The 22,285-nt window shown below is 33.9% G+C and carries 18 protein-coding genes; 10 read left to right on the top strand and 8 right to left on the bottom strand.

What is annotated here, in order from left to right; genetic code table 11:
* Positions 1-6: 6 nt before the first annotated feature.
* The 7 genes from DPQ89_RS03640 to fliD form a co-directional block, all read right to left on the bottom strand.
* The gene (locus DPQ89_RS03640; RefSeq protein WP_127715305.1) at positions 7-1,716 is read right to left on the bottom strand and encodes a glycosyltransferase family 9 protein; all 1,710 of its coding nucleotides are present in this window, start codon (positions 1,714-1,716) and stop codon (positions 7-9) included.
* Entirely contained in the window at positions 1,703-1,846 is a 144-nt protein-coding gene (locus tag DPQ89_RS18420; RefSeq protein ID WP_164848245.1) for a hypothetical protein, read from the bottom strand. The genes DPQ89_RS03640 and DPQ89_RS18420 overlap by 14 nt, the downstream gene beginning before the upstream one ends.
* Positions 1,847-1,867: 21 nt before the next feature.
* Positions 1,868-3,514, bottom strand: coding sequence for a glycosyltransferase family 9 protein (locus DPQ89_RS03635; protein ID WP_127715303.1), 1,647 nt, complete (start codon positions 3,512-3,514; stop codon positions 1,868-1,870).
* The gene (locus tag DPQ89_RS03630; RefSeq protein WP_127715301.1) at positions 3,514-4,191 is read right to left on the bottom strand and encodes a hypothetical protein; all 678 of its coding nucleotides are present in this window, start codon (positions 4,189-4,191) and stop codon (positions 3,514-3,516) included. The genes DPQ89_RS03635 and DPQ89_RS03630 overlap by 1 nt, the downstream gene beginning before the upstream one ends.
* A 237-nt stretch (positions 4,192-4,428) precedes the next feature.
* A complete protein-coding gene (locus tag DPQ89_RS03625) occupies positions 4,429-4,773 on the bottom strand; it encodes a hypothetical protein (protein WP_164848244.1) in 345 nt (114 codons plus the stop codon).
* A gap of 62 nt (positions 4,774-4,835) precedes the next feature.
* Entirely contained in the window at positions 4,836-5,237 is a 402-nt protein-coding gene (fliS, locus tag DPQ89_RS03620) for a flagellar export chaperone FliS (RefSeq protein ID WP_127715296.1), read from the bottom strand.
* Between the two features lie 16 nt (positions 5,238-5,253).
* A complete protein-coding gene (fliD, locus tag DPQ89_RS03615; protein WP_127715294.1) occupies positions 5,254-6,642 on the bottom strand; it encodes a flagellar filament capping protein FliD in 1,389 nt (462 codons plus the stop codon).
* A gap of 298 nt (positions 6,643-6,940) precedes the next feature.
* Here fliD and DPQ89_RS03610 point away from each other — a divergent pair, with 298 nt between their 5' ends.
* From DPQ89_RS03610 to lepB, 7 genes are all read left to right on the top strand, one after another.
* On the top strand, positions 6,941-8,443 hold the full coding sequence (locus DPQ89_RS03610) for a hypothetical protein (RefSeq protein WP_127715292.1): 1,503 nt from the start codon (positions 6,941-6,943) through the stop codon (positions 8,441-8,443).
* A gap of 74 nt (positions 8,444-8,517) precedes the next feature.
* On the top strand, positions 8,518-8,736 hold the full coding sequence (locus DPQ89_RS03605; RefSeq protein WP_127715290.1) for a hypothetical protein: 219 nt from the start codon (positions 8,518-8,520) through the stop codon (positions 8,734-8,736).
* Positions 8,737-9,211: 475 nt separating this feature from the next.
* Entirely contained in the window at positions 9,212-9,964 is a 753-nt protein-coding gene (locus tag DPQ89_RS03600) for an inositol monophosphatase family protein (protein WP_127715288.1), read from the top strand.
* A 69-nt stretch (positions 9,965-10,033) separates the two neighbouring features.
* Entirely contained in the window at positions 10,034-10,942 is a 909-nt protein-coding gene (locus tag DPQ89_RS03595; protein ID WP_127715286.1) for a sigma 54-interacting transcriptional regulator, read from the top strand.
* A gap of 21 nt (positions 10,943-10,963) precedes the next feature.
* Positions 10,964-11,557 (top strand): RlmE family RNA methyltransferase, encoded by a 594-nt coding sequence (locus DPQ89_RS03590; protein WP_164848243.1) that lies wholly within the window; start codon positions 10,964-10,966, stop codon positions 11,555-11,557.
* Between the two features lie 9 nt (positions 11,558-11,566).
* Positions 11,567-12,853 (top strand): penicillin-binding transpeptidase domain-containing protein, encoded by a 1,287-nt coding sequence (locus tag DPQ89_RS03585; RefSeq protein ID WP_127715282.1) that lies wholly within the window; start codon positions 11,567-11,569, stop codon positions 12,851-12,853.
* On the top strand, positions 12,853-13,614 hold the full coding sequence (gene lepB / locus DPQ89_RS03580; protein ID WP_127715280.1) for a signal peptidase I: 762 nt from the start codon (positions 12,853-12,855) through the stop codon (positions 13,612-13,614). The genes DPQ89_RS03585 and lepB overlap by 1 nt, the downstream gene beginning before the upstream one ends.
* Here the strand turns inward: lepB and DPQ89_RS03575 are convergent.
* A complete protein-coding gene (locus DPQ89_RS03575; RefSeq protein ID WP_127715278.1) occupies positions 13,607-15,967 on the bottom strand; it encodes a Smr/MutS family protein in 2,361 nt (786 codons plus the stop codon). The two genes, lepB and DPQ89_RS03575, sit on opposite strands and share 8 nt — an antisense overlap.
* Positions 15,968-16,052: 85 nt before the next feature.
* On the opposite strand from DPQ89_RS03575, the gene DPQ89_RS03570 reads away from it, so the two are divergent.
* From DPQ89_RS03570 to DPQ89_RS03560, 3 genes are all read left to right on the top strand, one after another.
* A complete protein-coding gene (locus tag DPQ89_RS03570) occupies positions 16,053-17,318 on the top strand; it encodes an NFACT RNA binding domain-containing protein (protein WP_164848242.1) in 1,266 nt (421 codons plus the stop codon).
* 62 nt (positions 17,319-17,380) lie between these two features.
* Positions 17,381-18,181, top strand: coding sequence for a hypothetical protein (locus tag DPQ89_RS03565; RefSeq protein ID WP_127715274.1), 801 nt, complete (start codon positions 17,381-17,383; stop codon positions 18,179-18,181).
* Between the two features lies 1 nt (position 18,182).
* Entirely contained in the window at positions 18,183-22,283 is a 4,101-nt protein-coding gene (locus DPQ89_RS03560; RefSeq protein WP_127715272.1) for a hypothetical protein, read from the top strand.
* Positions 22,284-22,285: the final 2 nt, after the last annotated feature.

Here is a 22,285-nt window from a genome sequence, read left to right as displayed (position 1 = left end):
TTTTTCCTACCTTGGATTTATAGTGCTTAGATTAGTTTTTTCTTTTTGTTTAGATGTTAAAGTCTTTTCACATAGATCATATATAATACTGCATAAGTTCGAGAGATCATTAAAAGCATAGAATGAACTCTCTGTAAGCTTTACTAGGTTATCACCATGCAAGTTTGCTTTTGAGATCTTTGCGAAATTTGTTACAGGTGTTAGTTGAGGATAAGTTTGAGCAATTAAATCACTAAGCTTGTCTACCTCGTCAACTTTGTTTGAAAAGCTCTTTATTTTTTGAATGTCAGGAGTCTTTGATGAAATTTCTTCTAAAATGTAGCGAGAGTATTTCTTACCAAATTCACACAATTCATAAAATTGATGAAGTCCTTTCATATCTGTCATTATTTGTTGATGTGTTTTATCTGAAATAATAGGCAAGTCTTGTTTGACTTCGATTCCGTTGAATAAATATGCCCAAGCTAATCTGTAGAAGCTGGCGGTGGTGTCTAAGTAGTTAGATTCATCTTTTGTGATGGACTTAAGTATGTAAACACCAGACTCATTAAACTCAGATTTTCTAATGTTAATAGAGTTTAAGTGAAAGTGAGAAAGCTTTTCTTTTAGGGCCTCTTCAGTTACTTCTTTTCCATTAGCGACTAAGTTTAAAACTTCATTTATTGTTTGAAATGGAATGTCTGCATGACACTGATAGAAGTCACATTTTGTATCAGGTTTACAAGGAAAACACTTTGTTTGTGGTGATAAATTGTAAACACCCTCGATATATGGAGTTGTCTCATGTGGTCTAACGGGCCCAATACTAACGGTGATTATTGGGATCTGTTGTAAAGAAGCTAAGTGACTAACCATTGAGTCGTGTCCAATAAAGCATGTGTCGCTATCCATTGACTCTTTGAGTTCGTTTATTGACAACTTTGCGCAATCTACATGAATTCTATCTAGATAGTCTTTTAACAAAGGGTTTTTTATTATTTTATCACAGCACTCTAGGTCGGACTTTGCTCCGACTATATGAACTGCCTTGTCTGTATTATCTTTTAAGAATTTAAAAATGATTTCAACCCACTTTGATTCACTCCATTTCTTCTTTGGATCACTGGCGAATGGATGAATAATTAGTTTCTTTTTTACAGAGTTTTTTACTTTGTTTTTAGTGGTTGAAGTTAAGTCTACGCCAACAATAAAGTTGAAAAGATCAACAAGAGAGTATGGGTTCTGATTTGTTTCTAGAACATTTGCATATAAATACTGTGACCATTTGTCATTGATTACAATATTTGCATTGGTGTCATAGTGTGGACCAATTTTATGTTGAGCATTTATTAGGGACATCAGATAGTTTGCACTTTTTGAGTAGGAAAGATTTATACAAACTTCAATATTATTTAAGTTAATTTTTGATCTAAGTGCTTCAATATTTGTAAGAGTATTCTCAAGATTAGTCGTTTGACTCGATAGTGTCAGGTCATTTAGATCAACAGTTATGCACTCATCAAATACACTGTCGATAATTTTTTTCAGTGGAGTAGCAAATTGCTTTCTAGCGATAAGAAGTAGTCTGTACTTTTCTCCGTGGACATAGCGTAGACCTTGGGCCATTTGAACTGTCTGGATAATATCACCAAGTCGTAGTATTTGTACTAGTGCTATTGTTTTCTTTACTTCCTGTGGAGGTACTTCAATATCTGTCGAATTTTTAACTGCTGACATTTCCTTCCTCCTCTAAAAGTGATGCAAGGAATAGAACTTTTAGCTCTTCTGATGACAAAGGTTTACCTGTCGAAGCAGATTTCTTTATGTCCTCAATTTTATCAACAATTTCTTTCGCAAAGTTACTCATACGCCTTCCTTGGCATTGTAATTATAGTGATTGAATAGGCCTAGTGCTTTTGTTTTCGATAACCGAAGCAGCATCCTGCAGCCTTGAGCTTTCTTCAACTGTTTTTAACACTTCATATACTTTCTGTAATTCGCCTTTCATTTTATAAAGTTGGGCCTCAACTTCTTTTACAGACTCAGATAAGTTAGTAGAAATTAGTGCTTCTAGCCTTGCTCTAAGAAAGAGTGTAGGTATTGCAGTAATAGTTACATCAGAGCAGTGTTCTAATAGCAGGCCTAGTGAAGCGATAAAGTCTTTAGTTTTAGACTTACTTTCAGTCATTTGGATTAATGATCTTATTGTTCCTAGAAGATCTTTTGTAACATTTGTTACAGCTTCTTTTTCGTTAGCAAGCCATCTTTTGAATTGATCTCCTTTCAAATCTAAGATCATCTCTACAAAAGAATCTGTTGGCCTCTCTGTTAGGGTTTTAGTTAGGAACATTCTAGAAGCAATTCTTTGTGCCTCTATGATATTGTTTACACTTCCTTTAACTGAAAAATATGAAACACCTAGATCATCATGGTAAGGTCTGTACAAAGTTAGGCCTTCTGATATTTCAGTACTATCAAGGGATTTAATATTAAGTAGTAAAAGTGTTGAGTTGAGTATGTCTGAAGCAGTAATCTTTACTTCAGTATCATCTTTTGAGAAATTTCTATCTTCTAGTGACTTTGTAAGTATTAGAGACTGATCGTTGATGGACCCTTGCTTAAGAAAAGGAGATGCTCCGAGACTTACTTCTAGACACGGAGTATCTACTAGGTCCGATAAATGCTTTATCGCAGTGTCAGGAGTTATAATTGCATCTAGATTCATAACCACACTAGTTAGTGCGTGAAAGTCTGATTCAACCGAAACAAGCTTCCCTGAGAATGATTCATTGATTCTATTTGCAATTGTTCTTTCTGAATCAGTTGGGGCAATTAGAAGCATAGGAGTAATGTCATTATCAATAAGCAACTGAATTGTTTCTATTAAAATGTTTTCTGGAATGTTTTTCGATTTTTCGCTTGTAACAAGTTGGAGACCAATAACTTTTTTGCTCTTTCCATCTTGCCCTTTTCTAAGGAATGAAATGTTTTTAAATGCATTTTCATTATGGTTTGCGCTAGTTTTCAGTTTAAGCCCGTCTTTGTTTATCTTAACACCTACCATACTGTGATATATGTCGTTAAAATGAATAGGAGAGAAGTCTAGTTCAGTGAGAACATCGTTAAAAAGAATTTCCCAATCATTAGAGTAATTGTTTCGCATTGTTTTTGAAAATGTTAACCCTAGTTTTTCTTTTGAATTTAAAAGTGTGCAAAGATGAGTTGAAACTCTGTCGTTAGAGTAGTTTATTACTTGATCCCAGCTAATAGTATTAAACTCTTTAATATCTTTGTAGAACTCTTCGATCGCATACCCATCATTGAAAATATTACTCTTGGTTAGAGTAATTATTTTTTTTCTATCTATTGTGTAAACATTAGTTACACCTTGAAGGTTTAGTGCAACCTTTTCAAACTCTTTATATACTAGAAGCGATATATCCCACCCATTCTCTTTAACCATCGAGTTGATGAGGTTTTCGCATGAATAGATGTCACCAAATCTTCTTAGATTAACAAGTAATACTTTTTTCATTATTTATTTCCTTCTTCGAGGGCGAGTGATCCCTTAATCATTTCATTATATGCTAGAAAGAAGTGATCTGTTTGATCTAGATCTTCTTTTCTATTTTGAACCGATTCATTTATTGCACTAACAATGTCTCTGTCCTGGTTTAATCTTTTAAGGTTGTCTCTGAGAACTACAGATTCAATATATTCATCGAAACTTCTCACACTCTTTGGAGCTTGGTACGAAAGAAGGTTTTTGTAGTAATCTTCATATAGATTGAAGCTTGCTGGATGAGCTATGATTCCTGGCTTTGTGAGTAGGTAATTTACAAGTTCTCTGTTTTTATATAATTCTTTTATCTCATAACCTGCATATATAGAAAGGTTACTGTCGCTTAGTTCATTATATTCGAGGTAATCTCTATAAACTTTTTCATTTGGTTCAATAACTATTATCTTATAATTTGTTCCCCATTTTTCTTTAAGAGATACGATGGCCTCGCTTACATGGTATCCAAAACCCAGACCTAGAATTAGTATTTCATTCTTTGCAGAGATCAACTTTTTATTCTTAGCTATAAACCCTACGGCCTCTCTAACAGGGTTGTAGATTGAATGAATATGTACATCATTTACAACTGGAACTTTGTGTTCAGTTTTGGCAACCTTGATTTCATACTTATATAAAGAAGTATTTTCCATGGAGAATTCCTTGGCTGTAGATAGATATTTAGAATTTTCAATAATAGAATTATTAGACACGTTGATTACCTCTTCCTTAAGGTTATTTGTGAAATATATAGAGAACCAAATCCTAGTTCTCTCGCCCCTATATTTCACCATGTCTACGGATTTTCGTCAATCAGAATATAAAAAATAGTCGATTAACACTGGGTCCCATAAGGAGTTGTAATCTATGGGAACCAGCTTAAATTAAGGTTATTTTTTGGTATTATTAAGGTTGTATCCTTTGAACTGTTGGCGTGACTTAAATATCGTACCAATCTCCTTGGTTGTTTCTAATTTTTGGGCTTCAAGGATCTCAAATGACTTTACATCAATTGCTTCAACTTCTTGTGCCCATAAAGATAGGTCACTTTGCCAAGCTTTGAGTATTGAAATTATCTCTTGAGTGATTTCCTCGGGCTTGAGAGTTGCTACCATATTTTCGATTTCCGACTGGAACTTCTCTAGGATATTGATCACTCTTTCTCTATTGTCAGCTTCAAAGTTTACAAGATTGATATCGCCACGAGTTGTTGCAATATACATTTCATGTGTCATTTTTAGACTACTATCCAATAGAGATGTATGTCTCATTAGGAGATTGTAAATTCTACTTATCATTAGGCACCATTTCCTTCTGCTGCGCTCTCTTTACGGAGCGATTTGATTGCTTGTCCCCATCCCTCATAAAGAGTATTGAGTACATTGAGAACACCATTTAATGGTTCGGCCTCAATTTTAATATTGGCCTGTGTGCTAGAAAATAGAATGAAGTCATATAAAGATGATAGTTCTTTTGCAATATCTCCTCCTACTTCAAAGTCAAGACTGTTATTTAGCTCGATAACTATGTCTTGTAGTTTTCCAATATATTCACCTTTGGCAGGGATATTCCTTTGCTCAATAGCTTCAATTGCCTTCTTGCAATTCTTTATAGCTGCTTGATAGAGCATCAGTAGAATTTGTTCCTTGCTTGCCGTGTGAATCGACGTCTTTTTATAAGCTCCTAAACCATAACTCATAACCACCTCCTAATGGTTAACCAAGTTGCTGTACTGGATCTGGTCCAGCAGCACCTAGAGCACTTACTCCAGCACCTTGGCTTTTCATTCTTGCAATAGTTCCTTCGAGCCTTGCAAATTTATCTTTTAAATTTTTTTCTTTTTGTTCAATTCTTCTTTCTTTATCAACTATTCTTCTGTCAATTTGATCTATGTTTGTATCAAGAGATCTCTTTCTTGATTGAAGTAACCCATTTGGAAACTGTAGAGCAGTTTTAACAGTATTATTTAGATGGTCTACAAACCCTGGAGATTTTCCTTCTTCTCCAAAGTATCCAGTTAATATCTGAGAGACCATTTTGTAGTCTTTTGATACAAAGTTCCCGAGGACTTCACTATCAAGTTTTAATAAACCATCTCTTTGAAACTTAATTCCTAAATCACTTAATCTCTTGTAGCCTTTTTCAGTTTTTATATCTTGGAATATAGTAGCTCTAAGTCTACTTTCCAGTGATTGCAAAATACTGTCACCACCAAGGGTTCTAGAGGTATCAGTGTTCTCGTCCATTTGGTTTTGAGTTTTAATAAATTGAAGTACGCCATTGATACTTGTAACTATATCTTCAACTTTGCCTGCAACAGCTTGTGAATCTTCTGTAACCGTTAGTGAGAATTCTTCGCCAGGTTTTGCTTTTTTTAAATCAATTGTTAGGCCTGGAATAAGTTCCGAAGCTTTATTTTCTGGTAGTTCGATGTCAAATCCATCTAATTTAATTTTGGCATCATGGGCCTCTCTTTCAAATTCTAGATAGAGGTCGTTCTCACCATCTACGAAGTAGAAATATGGAAACTCAGCTCTTTTTTCATCACCTGTATCTTCAAGAGATAGAATCATTCTCCATGGCTCATCTCCACCACTACCGTCGTTGATGACAGATGCTCTTAGGCCATTGTCGCTATCTTTATTAATCATCTTGGCTAGACTATTTAGTGATGAGTTGTCACTGTCTACATATAACTCTTTGCTATCTCCATTTGGTAGATAGTATTGAATAAATCCAACACCAACGTAACTTTCATCTGGGTCTTCAAACCCGGAAGTCATAGCTGAAGACTTTTGAGAGAGTTGTGTAACTTCTAGTTGGTAGGTTCCAGGCTGAGCAATATTCTTATCTGCACTAACTCCAATTATGTCATCGTTAGTTTGTACTTTAAGCTCTCTTAGTGATCTGGCGTTACCATTTTTAAGGACTTCACCTTTAACACCTTCCATGAGCTTGATTAGTTCACCAACAAGCGCCTTCTTGTCAGAGATTTTACCTTTTCTTTCATCCATTTTTTGCAAAGGAATTCGCTCAGCAGCGACAATCTGCTTAACTATATCTTTTGGAAGCCCTGTATTTATGGAGCCAAAAGAAATACTCAAATCTTCCTCCTGAAGTGCCTAAACCCTCTTCCTGAGAGCCTGGATAAACCCTCTATATATTATCACAGCAGTGCTTTGGTGCAATGTGACGCGATGTGGGGGCATTATTTTCTATGGGTAATACTTGAGTGATGCGCTCAGGATTGAGTGATAAATACTTAAAATAGCTTTATAGAAATTATATAATGGCTTAAACTAAAAAAGGCCAGATTGGGGATCTGGCCATTTCGAGTGAGTAATAATTCTAAACCTTGTTAATGGGTAGTTAACAAGTGTTGTACTAAATTGATCGGATATTATGGCAAATACTTTAGAAAAAAAGTCAGGAATACTGTTTTTAAAATCGAAATTCTTTATATATCGGCTAGTTAGTTATTTCTCTTTCTTGCTCATTCCTGTGTATGTTCAGAAGTCATTAGATATTCGACCTGTTTATCAAGTTTTTATGATGCTTTTTTATAGTGGATTTATAATGAGTCAGTGGTTCTTTCTGGGTAAGGAGATTGATCACCGATTAAAAATCTACTTCAGGGTAAACTCTTCAATTGATAGAGTTGTCTATCGCCTATTTTTGGGTCTGTTCTTCTTCATTCTTGTTTTTAATCTTGTTTATCTACTGCCCTCAAAATGGATTTATAATGTTTTTTGGATTATTTGGGGGGTTCTTGGTCTTTTCTATTCTTGGCCAACGAGAGGAAAAATAATTCAGGAATCTGTTACTACTAACTTTTCCGAGTTTAAGTATCTTGATAGTTTTGAGAAAACAATTGTGTCACTAGTTGTTCTTATGGTTGCAGTTACAATCCCTGCACTGCCTGAGTTAGTTCAAAAAGAAGCTCTCATTTTATATTTTGATCCTGCACAACATTTAAGTCCAATGTTTTGGAACTTTCTCACGGTCACGTACTATCCTTTTAAGAACTACCCTACGCTATTTAAAATTGCTTGGAGTAGTTACTTTTATGTTGTAAATATTTGCTTATACCTACTTACCTTTTATGCATTTGCAAGATTCTTTATTTCCAGAAGACTTTCTCTGCTCGGTGTCTTTGCTATTATATCTTCATGGAGTGTCTCAAAAATCTTGGTTAGTGATTATGGAGCAATACTCTTTGAGTCTTATTCAATACTTTGGATCTGGGGCCTTCTATGGGTTACCAAGAGTTCAACCTATAGAACGGGATTATTTCTTGGTTTATTAGGCTTTTATGGTGCTCTGTTAAATCAAAGCTATGCCCTACTTTCTATCTTACAGGTTCTTGTTTTGATTTTTTATTTTTTAAAAGATAAGACGGATTGGTTCAAAAGGCAGTTGTTAAAGTACGCTTCTTTCGGCCTTGCGCTAATGGTTTTAGTGGTCATATTTAACTTTAGCTTGGTTGCAGATATTGAACCAAGTGGAATAGATTTCATCTCTAATATTAAAACACTAATTGATAGAAAAGCATTCTATACATTGTCTTTTTTCGGTGTACTTATTGTACTTTTGAAAAGAACAACTCCCCGATTGAGATCATTAACAGCACTTCACTTTGATAAAGTTCGAATTGATGAGTTCAACATTGGGCTTTTTATTCTTTTTAGTTTTGGTATTGTTATTAACGGACTTACGTTACAGGGATTTTCTCTACTGTGGATTATTGCTTTTTTTAGCTTAATACCACTAGAGGTTGTTTTTCTTCAAATTTCGAGATTAAGATCTAGTAGGAATATGATCTATTTAATTTACATTTTAATTTGTCTTCTTGATTCTCACTTTGAGGGTAGATTTAAGATATTTTTAAAATTATTTCATAGATAGACTAATCTTATTATATAATTGAAGTTGTATGATATAATTTATTTGAGTCGATAAGCATTGGAAAAGGAGTTTCTATGTTTAAGTCCAGTCTCACGAATGTTCTCTATCAAGATTTTTTAACCTCTTTTAACCTAAGAAGAGATGAAATCGAATCCTACCCCTTTGTTTATGTCGACCCCGAAACTGGTGAAGTTCGCTTGCTAACGAGTATGTCATTTGATGATGAAGGTGACCTATTTGCAAGCACGATGGCTTCCCACGGAGAGATGGAAGTCTTATCTACTGGGGAGTAGATTTAGCTTTAAATGGCCATTTAAACTAGTTTAAATGAATTCTAGTGGTGTCGTTTGGATACCTTTTGAATTTAATTCAACCTTTAGATTGTAAGGTTTTCAATAATATTCTTAAGTTTTAGGGAATCTTGTTAATGTTATAAAATTTAAGAAAGCAACTTTTAAAATGTGTAATTTTGTGGATAACTTGAATAAATTTGTGGATACATTCTTGTGCAGGTAATCGTATTGTTTCAATGTGTTAAAAATAGTTAGGTAAAACGTTGAAAACACGACTTTCTAAAGAGATATTAATTAGTAAAGTTTAATTGAGCAAAGTAGTATATTATTGTGGATAACTCTTACGTTTTTGTGAGTAAAACAAAGTTGTCAACTAAATATTTCGCATTTTTTAGATATTTTTTAGAACTTTGTTAAGGTAAGACTATTGTAATATATTAAGTTGAGCTTAATGTTTTATTAAGGAATAGGTTAAATGATTAGAAGCGAAAAGCTTAATTTATTAAGATCTGGTGTGAATAAGATTGTAAGAGAAGTTATAAACCCCGAGTCTTTATCGGAGTCTCTGCAAATTGAAAAGAAGTCAGATCGCTCTATTGTTACGCGTGTAGATAAGGAAATTTCTAAACTCATTGAAATTGAGTTGGAGCATCTTGTTAAAAATGAGGGGTTTCACTTTTTCAGTGAAGAAAATATGGTGAGCTTCGGATTTCCCTCAATAATCTTGGATCCAATAGATGGGACAAGAGAGTTAGCAAAGGGATTAGGTGAGTGTGTTGTCTCTTTGGCCGTAATGACTAGTAGTAATGAAGGCTTTTCGTGGATATATAACCCCTTTACTGGCTTTGAAATCTCTTCGAAGGACGCATTCTGTGAGCCTGTTAGCTTTAATGAAGATAGATTGTTTGGCCTTGTTTCTCGAACAGATTACTCAAAGGGCATTTTCTCTGATTTATCTTTAGATAGTTCGATAGTTGTTGAACCGAGAGGAAGTATCGCTTTTAAGCTTGCGCTACTTGCAAGTGGAGCTTGTGACTTTGTCTATTCTAAAACTCCTAAAAGTGTCTGGGATATAGCCGCAGGTACGTTACTTTGTTGGGATAGAAAGATTAAGTTATTTCAATCTGGCGCTGAAGTTAAGAGATTAGACTCTGTCAAAATTGATGGTGAGCTTATATGGTGTCGGGAAAAAGATTTAGCACGATTACAAAGTTCACTTTTGAAATAAATTCTCTAAAGAATACGTTCTAATTGAGCTTTTAGCAGTGAAAAGTTATTTCTCCATTTAGGAGGACTAATGAACTTACTATATAACTCATCTGTTCCAATCCTTATTAAAGGGGAGTCTGGGACTGGTAAAACTATTCTTGCAAGAAAAATTCATACCAATTCAAATAGAAAAGAACTTCCGTTTGTGAAGTGTGATGTTGCCGGCCTAAGTGATAACCTATTTAGTAGCGAACTTTTTGGTCATGAGAAGGGAGCATTTACTGGGGCCGATAAATATAAGCAAGGGTATTGTGACATAGTAGGTGATGGAACATTGTTTTTAGATGAAATCGGAGAACTAAGTCTAATTCAGCAGAAGAGACTTTTATCACTTTTAGATGAAAGTATGTACAGCGCTGTAGGCTCATATAAGAGAAAGCGCTTCTATGGACGAGTCATCTTTGCAACACATAGAGACCTAGAAGAAATGGTTCGCAACGGAAAGTTTAGAGAGGACTTATACTTTAGAATGGGGGTTAATCCAATTCAGCTTAAACCATTCTGGAGAAGAGCCTATAAAGAAAAGCAAATGATTATTCAAAGAAAAATAAACGAAGTTTGCGATACCTATAATTTAAATGGGTGTGAAGTTTCTAACGAAGCATTACTTATACTTACTTCATATGAATGGCCTGGAAACTTTAGAGAGATAGAGAAGACTATAGAGTTTTTAATTCTCAAAGGAAATGGATCAAAGATTGAAAAGAGCTCTTTACCACCTCATATGACACAAGTAAGTAGAGAGGGTGGCCTCTTCCGTAGTCAAGTAGAGTTGTTTGAGAGCAAGATAATACTTAAGGAGCTAGCTTCTAATAATCATGGAGTAAATAAGACCTCAAAATCATTAGGAATCTCAAAGACAACGCTCATTGCAAAAATGCGTAAATATGGTATTACTGTGCATCAATTTAAAGAAAGTATAAAAATAGCGGCATAGCTGCTGATGCATGAGGTTGTGATGAATTTCAAAGTTAAGGATCACTATTTTAAGAAAGCTAAGAAAGAGGATTTTCTTGCTAGAAGTGTTTATAAGTTAGAAGAAATTGATCAAAAGTTCAAAGTTATAAACAAAGGTAACACGGTAGTTGATTTTGGATATCACCCAGGTTCTTGGACTCAATACACAAGTCGAAAAGTAGGTGAGGATGGGAAGGTCGTAGGTATTGACATTAGACCGTTAAACAAAAAACTTCTCCACATTAAAAATATAACACTTTTTGAACAAGATATTTTTGAAGTTCAAGAAACTTCTCAACTAGGTGTAGATCATAAGTTTGATGTTGTTATTTCTGATATGGCACCTAATACAACTGGGATACGCTCAGTTGATCAAGATAGAAGTTTAAACTTAGTTGAAAAAGTATTTGAGGTTCTACCTGTTTTCTTAAAAGAAAATGGAAATCTTGTAATCAAAGTTTTTGATAGTAACCAGGCCCAAAAGTTCCTTAAAGACCAGAAAGGTTTGTTTAAACAGTATGATTTTCTTAAGCCCAAGTCGACACGTTCAATCAGTAAAGAATTTTTTGTCATTGGTCGTGGATATAAGGCATAATAAGTAGATATGAAATATATACTAAACAAAAAAAGCTTTTATTTATTCCTTTTTCTAACTGTTGTTGCTGCGGGATTTGGTTTTAATCAATCTTGGAAAGAGCACAAGGCCGAAAAAAAACGTAATGAGATGATAAGTAAGCGCTCAGTTATAAAGCAAACTTTAAGTCAATCGTTCAATTTTGAAAGATCAACGTTCCCCAAAAAAATAGAGTTAAATGATAATTCAGTGTCGGTTGAATACTCAATGAATGAACAGCTGACAGAACATATTAAGAGACTCTTGAAGAGGTATCGATCAGATTATTCTTCAGTGATTGTTATTGATAATGAAACTGGTTACATTCTTTCAGCGGTTGGTTACGAGAGAAAAGATAATAACTTTAATATATCTCTTCCTTTTAGCTCAACACACCCATCAGCTTCACTTTTTAAAATTATAACGACAGCAGACTTAATCGAGAAATCTAATTTATCAAATGATTCTGTCTTCAAGTTTAGAGGAAGAGGGACTACTCTTTATAAGTATCAGTTAAAAGATAAAAAGAGTCGATGGCAAAGAAATCAGACATTGGCTAAAGCATTTGCTTATTCAAATAATGTAATCTTCGGAAAGGCTGCAATAAATGAATCAAGTTCAGAAAGGCTTTTTGATATGGCCTCTGACTTTGGCTTTAACGAAAAGCTAATGGAAGAGATTAACTTGTCTAAGTCATCTTTTGAAATCTCAGAAACCGAGTATGAATTAGCTGAAAAAGCATCGGGATTTAATTCGGAAACAATGATCTCTCCTATTCATGCGGCAGTACTTTCTTCTGTAGTTGCTAATGATGGTGTTTTGAATTATCCAAGATTTGTTACACAAGTTACGGACTTAACTACAAATAAACCAATTTGGACACCACAACTTAAAACAAAGAGAGTTATGGAAGTTGGAACGGCTAGGCAGATGCAGGACTTAATGGGTTTAACTGTTAAGATTGGGACGGCCAGAGGCCCATTTAGAAGACTTAATAGAAAATTGAAAAAGGAATTATTGGTCGGAGGGAAAACAGGCTCTATTACCGGTGGTGTTCCTTATGGAAAAAGAGATTGGTTTACATCCTATGCAATGCCTGTCAATTCTTCCTTAGGGAAAGGAATTTCTGTTGCTGTTATGAATATTAATGTTAAGAAGTGGTACGTAAAATCAACTTATCTTGCAAAAAATATAATTGAATACTACTTTAAGAAAGTTAATCCTTTAAATGACAACCTTACTAAGGCTAAGAATAAAGAATTAGATAAGGATACTTAGTGGAAGATCTTGGTTTTGAGGAGGCAAAGGCACCTCGTAAAAACAATCGAATTGTAAAAGAGTTGGTTTTAATCGTTACAATAATCTTTGTAATTATGGTTTTTCGCTCTTCACTCTTTGAGCCTTATAGAATACCTACAGGCTCTATGATTCCTACTCTAAAAATTGGTGATTACATAATTGTTAATAAGTTTGCCTATGGCGCAAAACTACCTTTTAGTGACTTTACTCTAGGTGATATTAATTTAAATCCAAAGTACTTAACGAAGCAAGAATTACCTAAGCGTGGAGATATAATAGTATTTAAATTTCCGAAAGACCCTTCAATAAATTATATAAAGAGAGTTGTTGGTTTACCGGGTGATACTATTGAAATTAAAGATAAAGTTTTATACCTAAATGATGTTCAAATTAAAACTCTACCAATTAAGGGTGATAAATACCTTGTAGATATGAATAAAAAATATAAGAAATATAAGTTGAACTTTTTTGAAGAATACTTTGGCGAAATTCCACATATTATACAGCAAGATAGTGATAATTATTATTCAAAAGATAAGGATAAGATTACCGTTAAGCCTGGCCATGTATATGTTATGGGCGATAATCGCGACTTTTCATTTGATTCTAGGTTTTGGTCAACTGTTCCGGTGGAGTATATTAAGGGGAGAGCTGAGTTTGTTTGGATGTCAGTGGTTTTTCCTACTGATGGTGGGAGTTTTATTTTTAGAAGCGCTAGAATAGGTGAAAAAATTAGATAAGTGTTACTCTTGTTGCTCCATCATTTCCTTCTTCTGAAGAAAATTCTATCTCTTTAAAAGAAGTTAAGTATCCTCTAAGCCATTTCTTTAAAACACCTTCCCCATGGCCATGAACAATATTCAAAAAAGGAATATCTCCAGAGATGAGTTCATGAAGTGTGTCTTCAACAAGTCTTTGAAACTCTTCAAGCCTCAAACCTCTTCCATCAATTTCTAGTTTTCCATGGACTGTACGGGTAATATTTATCTGAACTTCTTTTGCCACTCGCTTATGATGAGTAGGATAAAGGTTCTTTGAAGCCATCCAAATACTCATTTTTCCATTTAGAACTTGAATTTCTTTTTTTCTTTCATTTATAGATTGTACAGTAACAACTTTGTTAAAAGGCTTCGCAAGAAGTTGATCACCAATTGATACGGAAGAAATACTTATTGGATCTTCTTTGTAATCAACGGCAAGTGCCTGAGCAAATTTAGTTTTTCTTGGATCAGGTAATTCGTCACTCAGAGTACTTACTTTTTTTGAAAAGTGTTTTTCGTTTTTAATATTTCCTTTTCTTGTTTCATGAAGTAAATGTTCTGCTTTAGAAATTACTTTATTCAACTTCTTCTTATACTCATTAACAAGACGTTCTTTTTCAAGATGAACAAGTCCCTCCATAGACTTGTTCTTATTTTTGAGTTCATTATTCAGCTGTCTGTTTTCAAGGAGTAGTCTGTCTAACTCTGATTTTTTTCCCGATAATTCTTGTAGTAATTGTTCGTATGAAACTTGCTTACGGTCTAAAATCTTCTCTGCTCTTTCAGAGATGGAGTTGATTAAATTAAATTTACTGGCCAAAATTTCAAAGATTTGAAATGCCATAGAACTACCAGGCGAGCCGAAAAGTAATTTATATGTTGGCTTACTGTTTTCAACATCAAAACCTACATGAGATGATATGTAATCTTTGGAGCTATGAATATATGTCTTAAAGAATTGATGATGTGTTGAAATAATAACTTTAGCGTCACTCTTTTTATGGATCTCCTCTAGAAAAGAAATTGCTAGGGCCGAAGCTTCCTCCGAACTTGTAGAGTTGAAAATCTCATCTACGATGATAATGGAAGTAGGCTCTATATCCTTTAGGAGTTCAAGATAATTCTTAGCTTCTGATGCAAAAGAACTAAGACCACTGCTTAAATCTTGCTGATCATGAGAGAAATAGTATAGACCTTCTGGTAAGTACAGGTCACAACTTTGAGCGGGTACATAGAGACCCATGTAGCTCATTAGAAGACATATGGAAACAGACTTAAGAGTTACCGTTTTTCCGCCAGTGTTCGGTCCAGATATAATAAGACCTTTTTTACTTGGTCCTATGGAAATATCATTTAATATTGGATTTTCAATTAATGGATGGAAAAAACCCTTTATATCTATTTTTGATTCAATATTTAATGTCGGACGACATAGGTTTAAACTTTCACTAAATCCTGATTTTGTTTTAAGTAAATCTAACTTGAAATAAAAGTGTAAAATATTTAAAGGTGTGCGATCAAATGTTAAGAGGGTTGAGCAGAATCCCTGGCAGATTTCGTTAATAATAGCATCGACTTGAGCAAGTAGTCGTATTCTTAAGTTACTTTTTTCTCTTAGCGGATAGGGTTCAACAAATAAAGTCATTCCTGTGTTAGACTTCGCAATAATAACTCCAAGTTCTGAGTTATAAGTGTCAGATCTAACAGCGAGAACATATCTGTCATTAATAATATCGTACTCATTTAACTGAAGTGCCTTGGTGTACTTCTCTTCTCGGGAAATATTCATTACCTGCTGGCGAAGAGTAAACTCGAGTTCTTTAACTTCTTTATAGAGCTTGGAGATTATTGGATGATTTTCAAGATGCTCTTCTCCATTTTTATAGACAAGTTTTCTAAAGGGATTTACAAAGTTGTTTCTGATTTTACTCTTTGTCCCCTGGTCGCAGTGTTCGTGTGTTATATTAAAGTCTTGAAAGTACTTTTGTGTTGTGGAGTATGTTTCTAGCAATTTGCATACAGAGTTCAACTCAGCAAGGTTTAAAATGACGCCTTTTTGTATTGCCTTAAGATAAGTTTCTATTTGATTAGTCGATGGCAGACATTCGAAGACATCTTTTAGATGAATGTCGTAATTATCCCGCTGGTCAATATATTGATCAATTAGGTTTAACTCAGCATTAATTTCATCATTATTACGATATTCCAAAAGATTCTTTAACTTCTCTTTGGTATAATCAAAATAAGAATAGGATAAGAGAATTTCTAGTATTTCGTTCCAATCTAGATATTCAAGAAATTTAGAATTTTTTTTTAATAAATTGAGAGCCATGATACAAACTGTAAAAGATTTAATAAATTCAGTCCAAGAATATACCACTTTATGTCATATTGACCAGCGAGTTTGTACTGCTGTTATGCAAAAGATATATTCTAGCCCTCACTATATTGTTGTATCTGCACGCTTACCTGGAAAGACTGTCTTTCTGTATATTGGTAGGGGACAGAACTATGAAGGGCTTTTTGTAGGTAATAAGAATATTCCTTCAAAGTACAGAATTAGGGATCGATTTATAGAGTTTTGTCGCAAATACCTTCAGGGTGGAATAATACAGAAAATATCTGTTGAGAATGAAGACCGTCTAATGAAGATATCTTTTACAAAGAGAACTCTACGTTGTGACTTCTTTCTTTTTTGGAAAGGTCGGGAGCTATACTTTGCCTATTATGAAAATTCTGATGAAGGGAAAAGAGTTTTTCGAAGTTGGTCTGGTTGGGAGGTATGTTTTGAAGAGATTTCTATTTTTGATATTTTTCATGCTTTAGATGTTGGTAGTAATAAAGCAGAAAGAGAAGCTAAGGGCAGTTTTAATGAAGAACACTATATCGCTTCACTCGAAAAAAATGTTGATATTCAAACCTTTCCTAAGCGTAAGAAAAAATTCTTCCAAAGAAAACTGATCAATATAGAGTCAGATTTAAAGAAAGTGAGAAAGTGGAGAGAAATGACGGAGATGATCCAGTCGGATTCATACTCAATACCTATGGATTATGAATTTAAAATTTGTGGAATTAAATTTAAAATCGACACAAGTGTTAATAAGTTCAAAAGAAGAGATATTATTTATAAAAAAATAAAATCCTTTAAGTCAGCTGAAGGTCTACTGGAAAAGAGGTTGAATGATACTTCCAATGAATTAAAAAAATGGGTTAATGGAGACGTTTTTGTTGTTAAAGGTCTTGGTAAAACAATAGAGCCTGTCTGGAAAAGCGTAAAGATTGATAAGAGAGATCAGGTAATTGGTGTCAATAAAAAAATAATAGACTTGGGAAATGAGTTACGAATGGCCGTTGGTATGGATGCAAAATCTAACGACTGGTTAAGAAATACATGGTCTAAGAAAGAAGATTATTGGTTTCACATTGATGGAGAAACCAGCTGCCACATATTCTTAAAAAACCCGAAGAGTATAAACTTAGATGCTAAGATATTAGAATTAATAGGTTCAGCCTTGAGGGAATTTAGTCGTTTCCCGCAGACACAGATACCGGTGGTTTATACTCAAGTAAAGAATTTAAAGCCTGTAAAAGGTGCACCAGGTAAAGTTATATTTAAGAAAGAAAAGAGAATAGATATACATTACCTAGATAATTGGAAGGAAAGAATTTCAATCATTTCATGAGTTTATAATACGTTGTAAAATATTATAAGAGTTTAGATACTCGTTAATAAAGGTAGATATAAATGAAGTACTTGTTGATAGTTTTTATAAGCTTATTGTGCACTAGTGTAACAGCTCGAGAAATTCCTGAAATAAATGAATTCGATATTCGTTATTACCATCCTGAAAATTTCGGGTTGAAAGATTTGGTCTTTGAGATAAGAGTTTCAAACTTAAAAGAAACTTTAAATAAGAGGCAGAATTTTGGAAAAATGGAGGATCTGTATTTTAAAGTGTACTGGATGTTTCCTGGTCAATACCAAATCAGAGTTGAAGGATTTCCAAACGGATTTCAAGAAGTAAAGTATCAACTTAAACAGATGATTAAAAATCGATTAGATTTTGTGATACCCCTGAAACTATCGCCAAGGGTGAGAGGTTATGCTTTGGATTATTTTAATAGTCCTGGGGTTACTGCAATAAAGGGAAAGGACCGTGTAGGATCGAGCCCTGTATCAGAAATACAATTAAAATTTAAGAAAAATGGGATGCTTGAGGAGTTTAAAACTTTTAGTCCTACTGGTGTAAATTCTACAGTCTTTGATTTAACATCAAAAAGCTGGAGTAATAACAAGTGGGTCGTGAATAAAATGACGACAAAATTAATTCAAGGAGTTCAGATCTCAACTATAGATAATGAGTTCACATATCAGACAGTTGAAGGTTTTGGTTTTCCAAAGAAGGTCGAAATTTCGACAACTCAAGAAATAATGGTAAATAATAAAACAGATTCACGTACAGTGAAATCAGTAATTGAATTTTCCAACTTCGAAGTAAATAAGGGAAAGGCCCAAAAGTACATGATGAGAGGAATGAAAAACTAATATGAAAAATCTTATCATACTCGCTTTTTTATTACTTCCTTTATCTTGTTTTAAGCAAGACGCCCCAGAGGTAACATCTGACAGGGATAGAACTACACGAGATAGGGATCAGTTAAAAGCGTGTTCTGATATTACTTTTTATGAAGGTTTTTTAAAGCATAAAAACATAACAAATCTTTTTGTATGTACCAGTTGGGATAGAAAGTTTGTTGAAATGTACTCTGCCTTGAAACAAATTAATGAGACAGATTGGAATACAATACTAAACCCAATTGACGATATCTTCTTTGCGGATAGAGAACGTAGAGATCGATTTATTACCTATTATAGAGAGTTAGATAAAGATGATGCGCTCGATGATCTTGGACGTGTACTTACTGCTTTGACTGATACTAATTTCTATGATGGCCTTAATAAGTTATTTAAATGTTCAGAAAATCCAAGTGATGAAGACTGCCTAAGTAGGTCGATAACGCCTACAAAGGCCGAGATAAAGAACTTTTTTGATATACTTAATCGAAATCCTAAAATCTTGATGGAGTTGTCATTGGTCATAGATAATTTCAATAATGCATCAAGAGATGACTCAGAAGAGCTAAGAAAAGAAATAAATAAATTTAACGATACAGACTTTTTCAAATCTTTGCGTGTCATGTTGGTATCTAAGATGGCCGAAAAATATATCAGCGGTCTAGATTCGACAGACTTAAAGATGATTAAGAGACTATTTTTAACACAGGCTAATAATGGGAAATCGTGGATAAAGTCTTGGCTTGATGATGAATCTGTTACATATGAGTACTTGCTTGAAACTTTATCAGTACCAGTTGTAAAGCAAAAACAAATGGTAAGAGATTTTAAGGTTTTAAATGGATTATATGTTAATGAGATTAGATGTGATTCCAATGAAATAGATTTTAACCTTGATATTAAATCTCTCGTTAATGAAACAATGACACTTCTCGAGGTAGGAGAAAAAGAAAGGTTTTTTGAAAAGCTTCTCTTATCTGTCGAGGCTACAAAGTATGCTCAAAAGATATGCCCTAATGTAACCAGTGCAAAAGGTGTTGTGAACTACTATGAGTATAGCCAGCGAAGAAACGTAAATCATACACTTGAGCTATCGAATACAATTACATATTTGATGGGAATATTGTCACATAATCAGTCATTAGAATTATCAAAGTATATTATCAATATTACAGACAGCAATTATGACTACTTAGTATCTTTGTTGGGCGGAGAGATCTTTAATGTAGGTAACGAAGTTAATCGAGTCGTTATAGAAAATGCAGCACCATTTTATGATGTAATTTTAAGAATTCTAAAAAAATCAGATGATCAAATGTATAAATCGATGGCCGTTCTTGCGAATGAGCTTATTTCTGAATCAAAGAGTCCTGACATCTATGCTTGGAGTAAGGTTTGGTTGTTTTGGAGTACACAAGAAAGAAACTTTCTATTTAACTTTATTGATAGACATTTAGATGATGATACTGACTATATAAGGTTGTTTGAGTTTTATTCCTTATTTTTAAAAGAAATGTCTTCGAATTGGCTAGTTTTAAGAGATGCATATATAAAGGATGAGCATCAAAAGGAACAAACCTATCAGGCATTTAAAAACTTTTCTAAAGTTTTTCATGGCGACAAGATCTTGTCTGATTATAAAAAGTTTTTCTCACGCGATCATATCGTAGAGCTATTAAGAGTAATAACGTCTGGAGAGAGTTTTGTTGATGACCAAATAAGTAGCTTGAGTGTGACATATGAAAGTGATTTTTATTCGCTACCTAGAGTGGATTATTCACTTTCAATGAGTGGCTTTGATGGTTCAGAAAGCTATGAGTGTGCAAAAGAAATTTCTAAGCTTGGGGATCTACAGAGCGTAATTCTAAATTATCCTAAAAAATGTGAAAGTGTTCAAAGCTCATATGCTCTTAAAACAATAACAATGGGAATTAATGATTTTATCACTGAATATCTAGACAACTATCCTAGTCGCGAAGTCGATCACTTCTTCAAAAATGGGGGGGTATTATCGCCTTCGATGATTGAATGGAGTTTGGCAAGTGCAGTCGAATTGAGAACTAATTATGAAGCAAGTGGAAAATCTTTGTCAGACCTATTTTCTTTCTTTGATAAGTATCTCCTTTCTATAGGGGAAGAGAAAACTAAAGGGAAGGATATATTAAATCAGGTTATCAGCTTAAGTGAGTATTGGCTTGGTTCTAATGACGATATTAGCTTTAGAAATACTTTACTACGAAAGCTAACTAGTAATCAATCAAGAGTAGAGGTCGTACAGAATAAGTTACCTGGCCTGTTCTTAGATTATTCTAACTGGTTGAGAAATTATAAGGAAAGTTCTTATGTTGAAGACTCTAATTATAGTTGTGAGAAATTTATTAATACAGGTGTTGGGGCGAATGTGTGTCCAGAGAAAAGTGTTATTAAGAAAAACTTATCTCTACTGACTAGTCAGTTAATAAAGAAACATGAAGACAAAGAAGGACGAGCGATAGATTACATACTAGAAGCAGCAGTTTATGGAGATGGGATTGATATACCTCTTGATGCAGAAAAAACTGAGAAGAAAAGGTTAACATTGGTGGATACCTTTAATTATCTATATGACTTAAGTGATAAGAGTTTAGCTGTAAATAATGTTTTAGTTAAGCATAGGCCACGCCTAAATGCAGATAAAGAGAAGTACAAGTTAACTACATCTGAGAGAATTGATTTGGTTATCAGAAATGTTGCCTTTGATTATAACTATCTTGGTGTCCAGTATCTCAACGCAATTGTTAAAGGAGATGATTACACGGATATTGTTAAAGATAAGCAGAAATTAATGAGCTTGTGTGTAAACGCCCCAGTCGTCAGATGTGGTAAGAAAATGAGTAAAGACGAAAAACGAATGGCGCGAAATGCTCTCTGGGCCTACGATGGTCTTGTTGATGTGAATAACGGTAATGGACTTGAACCTAAACTTGTCTATGGTAAGTATATGCAAACCTTCTTGTTAAGTATGGTGGGCTCTTCTTCAAAAGAAGCTCAGGAGGTTACATTCTGGCCACTGGATAAAGACCTATTGTTGAAACACAATGGTAGAGCACTTGGTTATTTCTCAGAGATGGCTTCTTTTAGTAATATGGGGCGAGTAGTTCATGACCGAGTGGGTAGGAGTCGAGAGGAGTTTGTTGAGTTTATAAATAAGGACCAATTTAAAAGAGTCAATGATTACTTATTCGCTAATGCTAATATTAAAGATCTAAAAGATGTATTTAACGAAACTTTTGAAATTTTGAATAGGGATAATGATGGAGCTACACTAATTGATACAAGTGTTGATTGGTTAGAAAGTCTAAGTTATCAAGAAATGCGTCTTCTGGAAGAACTTGTTAGTAAAGTATTGTACTTATCCACTTATCTTGGAAGTGAGGAGTTTGTTTTTGGACAGGGTGATAGCAAAGAATTCAAAGAACACTCAGTTTATGAACTACTAAGTATTTCAACTAAATTCTTAAGAAAGCATGTATTAATTTCAAAGCAGCTTGGTGAAGAGGACTACCTTAGAAACATGATTTCTCCTGCAAATACTATAGTAAGCTTTTTCTATGACATGCTCTCTGCTGAAAAGACTCGTAGGGATTATTGGGAAATCCTTAATATTACTTATGCTGGTATAAAGACATCATTGTATGAGCTAGGTGGAGATGATCTTATCGTTAGGAATATTGTGGAAAAAACAAGAGTAAATGCGGTAAGTAGATTTGTTAAAGGCTCCAATAAATATCTTAACCGTCTTGATAATGATAGTTTTGAAGAAATAGCTGAACACTTGAGGATAATAAATCAAGGTGCTGTGAAAAATGAAATGGTTTGGGATTTCTTAAAGAAAACTACAGTATCTGCGACTTGCCCCCTTGAGGAAGGCGAGTGTGTCTCTAACCCTACATACGATGACTTTTATAAGATGATGTTCTTATTTACCAAGAAGAGTAACCTCGATGATTTTATTGATTGGTTAATTCTTGATAATAGAAATAGTTTTTTAAAAACAGCAAATGAATTTTTTCCACACATTAGAATAAGATAAAG

It is taken from the genome of Halobacteriovorax sp. HLS (genome assembly GCF_004006665.1).
Taxonomy (GTDB): domain Bacteria; phylum Bdellovibrionota; class Bacteriovoracia; order Bacteriovoracales; family Bacteriovoracaceae; genus Halobacteriovorax.
This window is presented reverse-complemented; position numbering and strand designations above follow the sequence as displayed.

Excerpts from the sequence above, each read along its gene's own strand:
- DPQ89_RS03600 (WP_127715288.1), top strand. The coding sequence starts at position 9,212 with ATGATTAGAAGCGAAAAGCTTAATTTATTAAGATCTGGTGTGAATAAG.
- DPQ89_RS03625 (WP_164848244.1), bottom strand. The coding sequence starts at position 4,773 with ATGACACATGAAATGTATATTGCAACAACTCGTGGCGATATCAATCTT.
- DPQ89_RS03605 (WP_127715290.1), top strand. The coding sequence starts at position 8,518 with ATGTTTAAGTCCAGTCTCACGAATGTTCTCTATCAAGATTTTTTAACC.
- DPQ89_RS03585 (WP_127715282.1), top strand. The coding sequence starts at position 11,567 with ATGAAATATATACTAAACAAAAAAAGCTTTTATTTATTCCTTTTTCTA.
- fliS (WP_127715296.1), bottom strand. The coding sequence starts at position 5,237 with ATGAGTTATGGTTTAGGAGCTTATAAAAAGACGTCGATTCACACGGCA.
- DPQ89_RS03590 (WP_164848243.1), top strand. The coding sequence starts at position 10,964 with ATGAATTTCAAAGTTAAGGATCACTATTTTAAGAAAGCTAAGAAAGAG.
- DPQ89_RS03560 (WP_127715272.1), top strand. The coding sequence starts at position 18,183 with ATGAAAAATCTTATCATACTCGCTTTTTTATTACTTCCTTTATCTTGT.
- DPQ89_RS03630 (WP_127715301.1), bottom strand. The coding sequence starts at position 4,191 with ATGGAAAATACTTCTTTATATAAGTATGAAATCAAGGTTGCCAAAACT.
- DPQ89_RS03575 (WP_127715278.1), bottom strand. The coding sequence starts at position 15,967 with ATGGCTCTCAATTTATTAAAAAAAAATTCTAAATTTCTTGAATATCTA.
- DPQ89_RS18420 (WP_164848245.1), bottom strand. The coding sequence starts at position 1,846 with ATGAGTAACTTTGCGAAAGAAATTGTTGATAAAATTGAGGACATAAAG.
- DPQ89_RS03570 (WP_164848242.1), top strand. The coding sequence starts at position 16,053 with ATGCAAAAGATATATTCTAGCCCTCACTATATTGTTGTATCTGCACGC.
- DPQ89_RS03610 (WP_127715292.1), top strand. The coding sequence starts at position 6,941 with ATGGCAAATACTTTAGAAAAAAAGTCAGGAATACTGTTTTTAAAATCG.
- DPQ89_RS03565 (WP_127715274.1), top strand. The coding sequence starts at position 17,381 with ATGAAGTACTTGTTGATAGTTTTTATAAGCTTATTGTGCACTAGTGTA.
- DPQ89_RS03635 (WP_127715303.1), bottom strand. The coding sequence starts at position 3,514 with ATGAAAAAAGTATTACTTGTTAATCTAAGAAGATTTGGTGACATCTAT.
- DPQ89_RS03595 (WP_127715286.1), top strand. The coding sequence starts at position 10,034 with ATGAACTTACTATATAACTCATCTGTTCCAATCCTTATTAAAGGGGAG.
- DPQ89_RS03640 (WP_127715305.1), bottom strand. The coding sequence starts at position 1,716 with ATGTCAGCAGTTAAAAATTCGACAGATATTGAAGTACCTCCACAGGAA.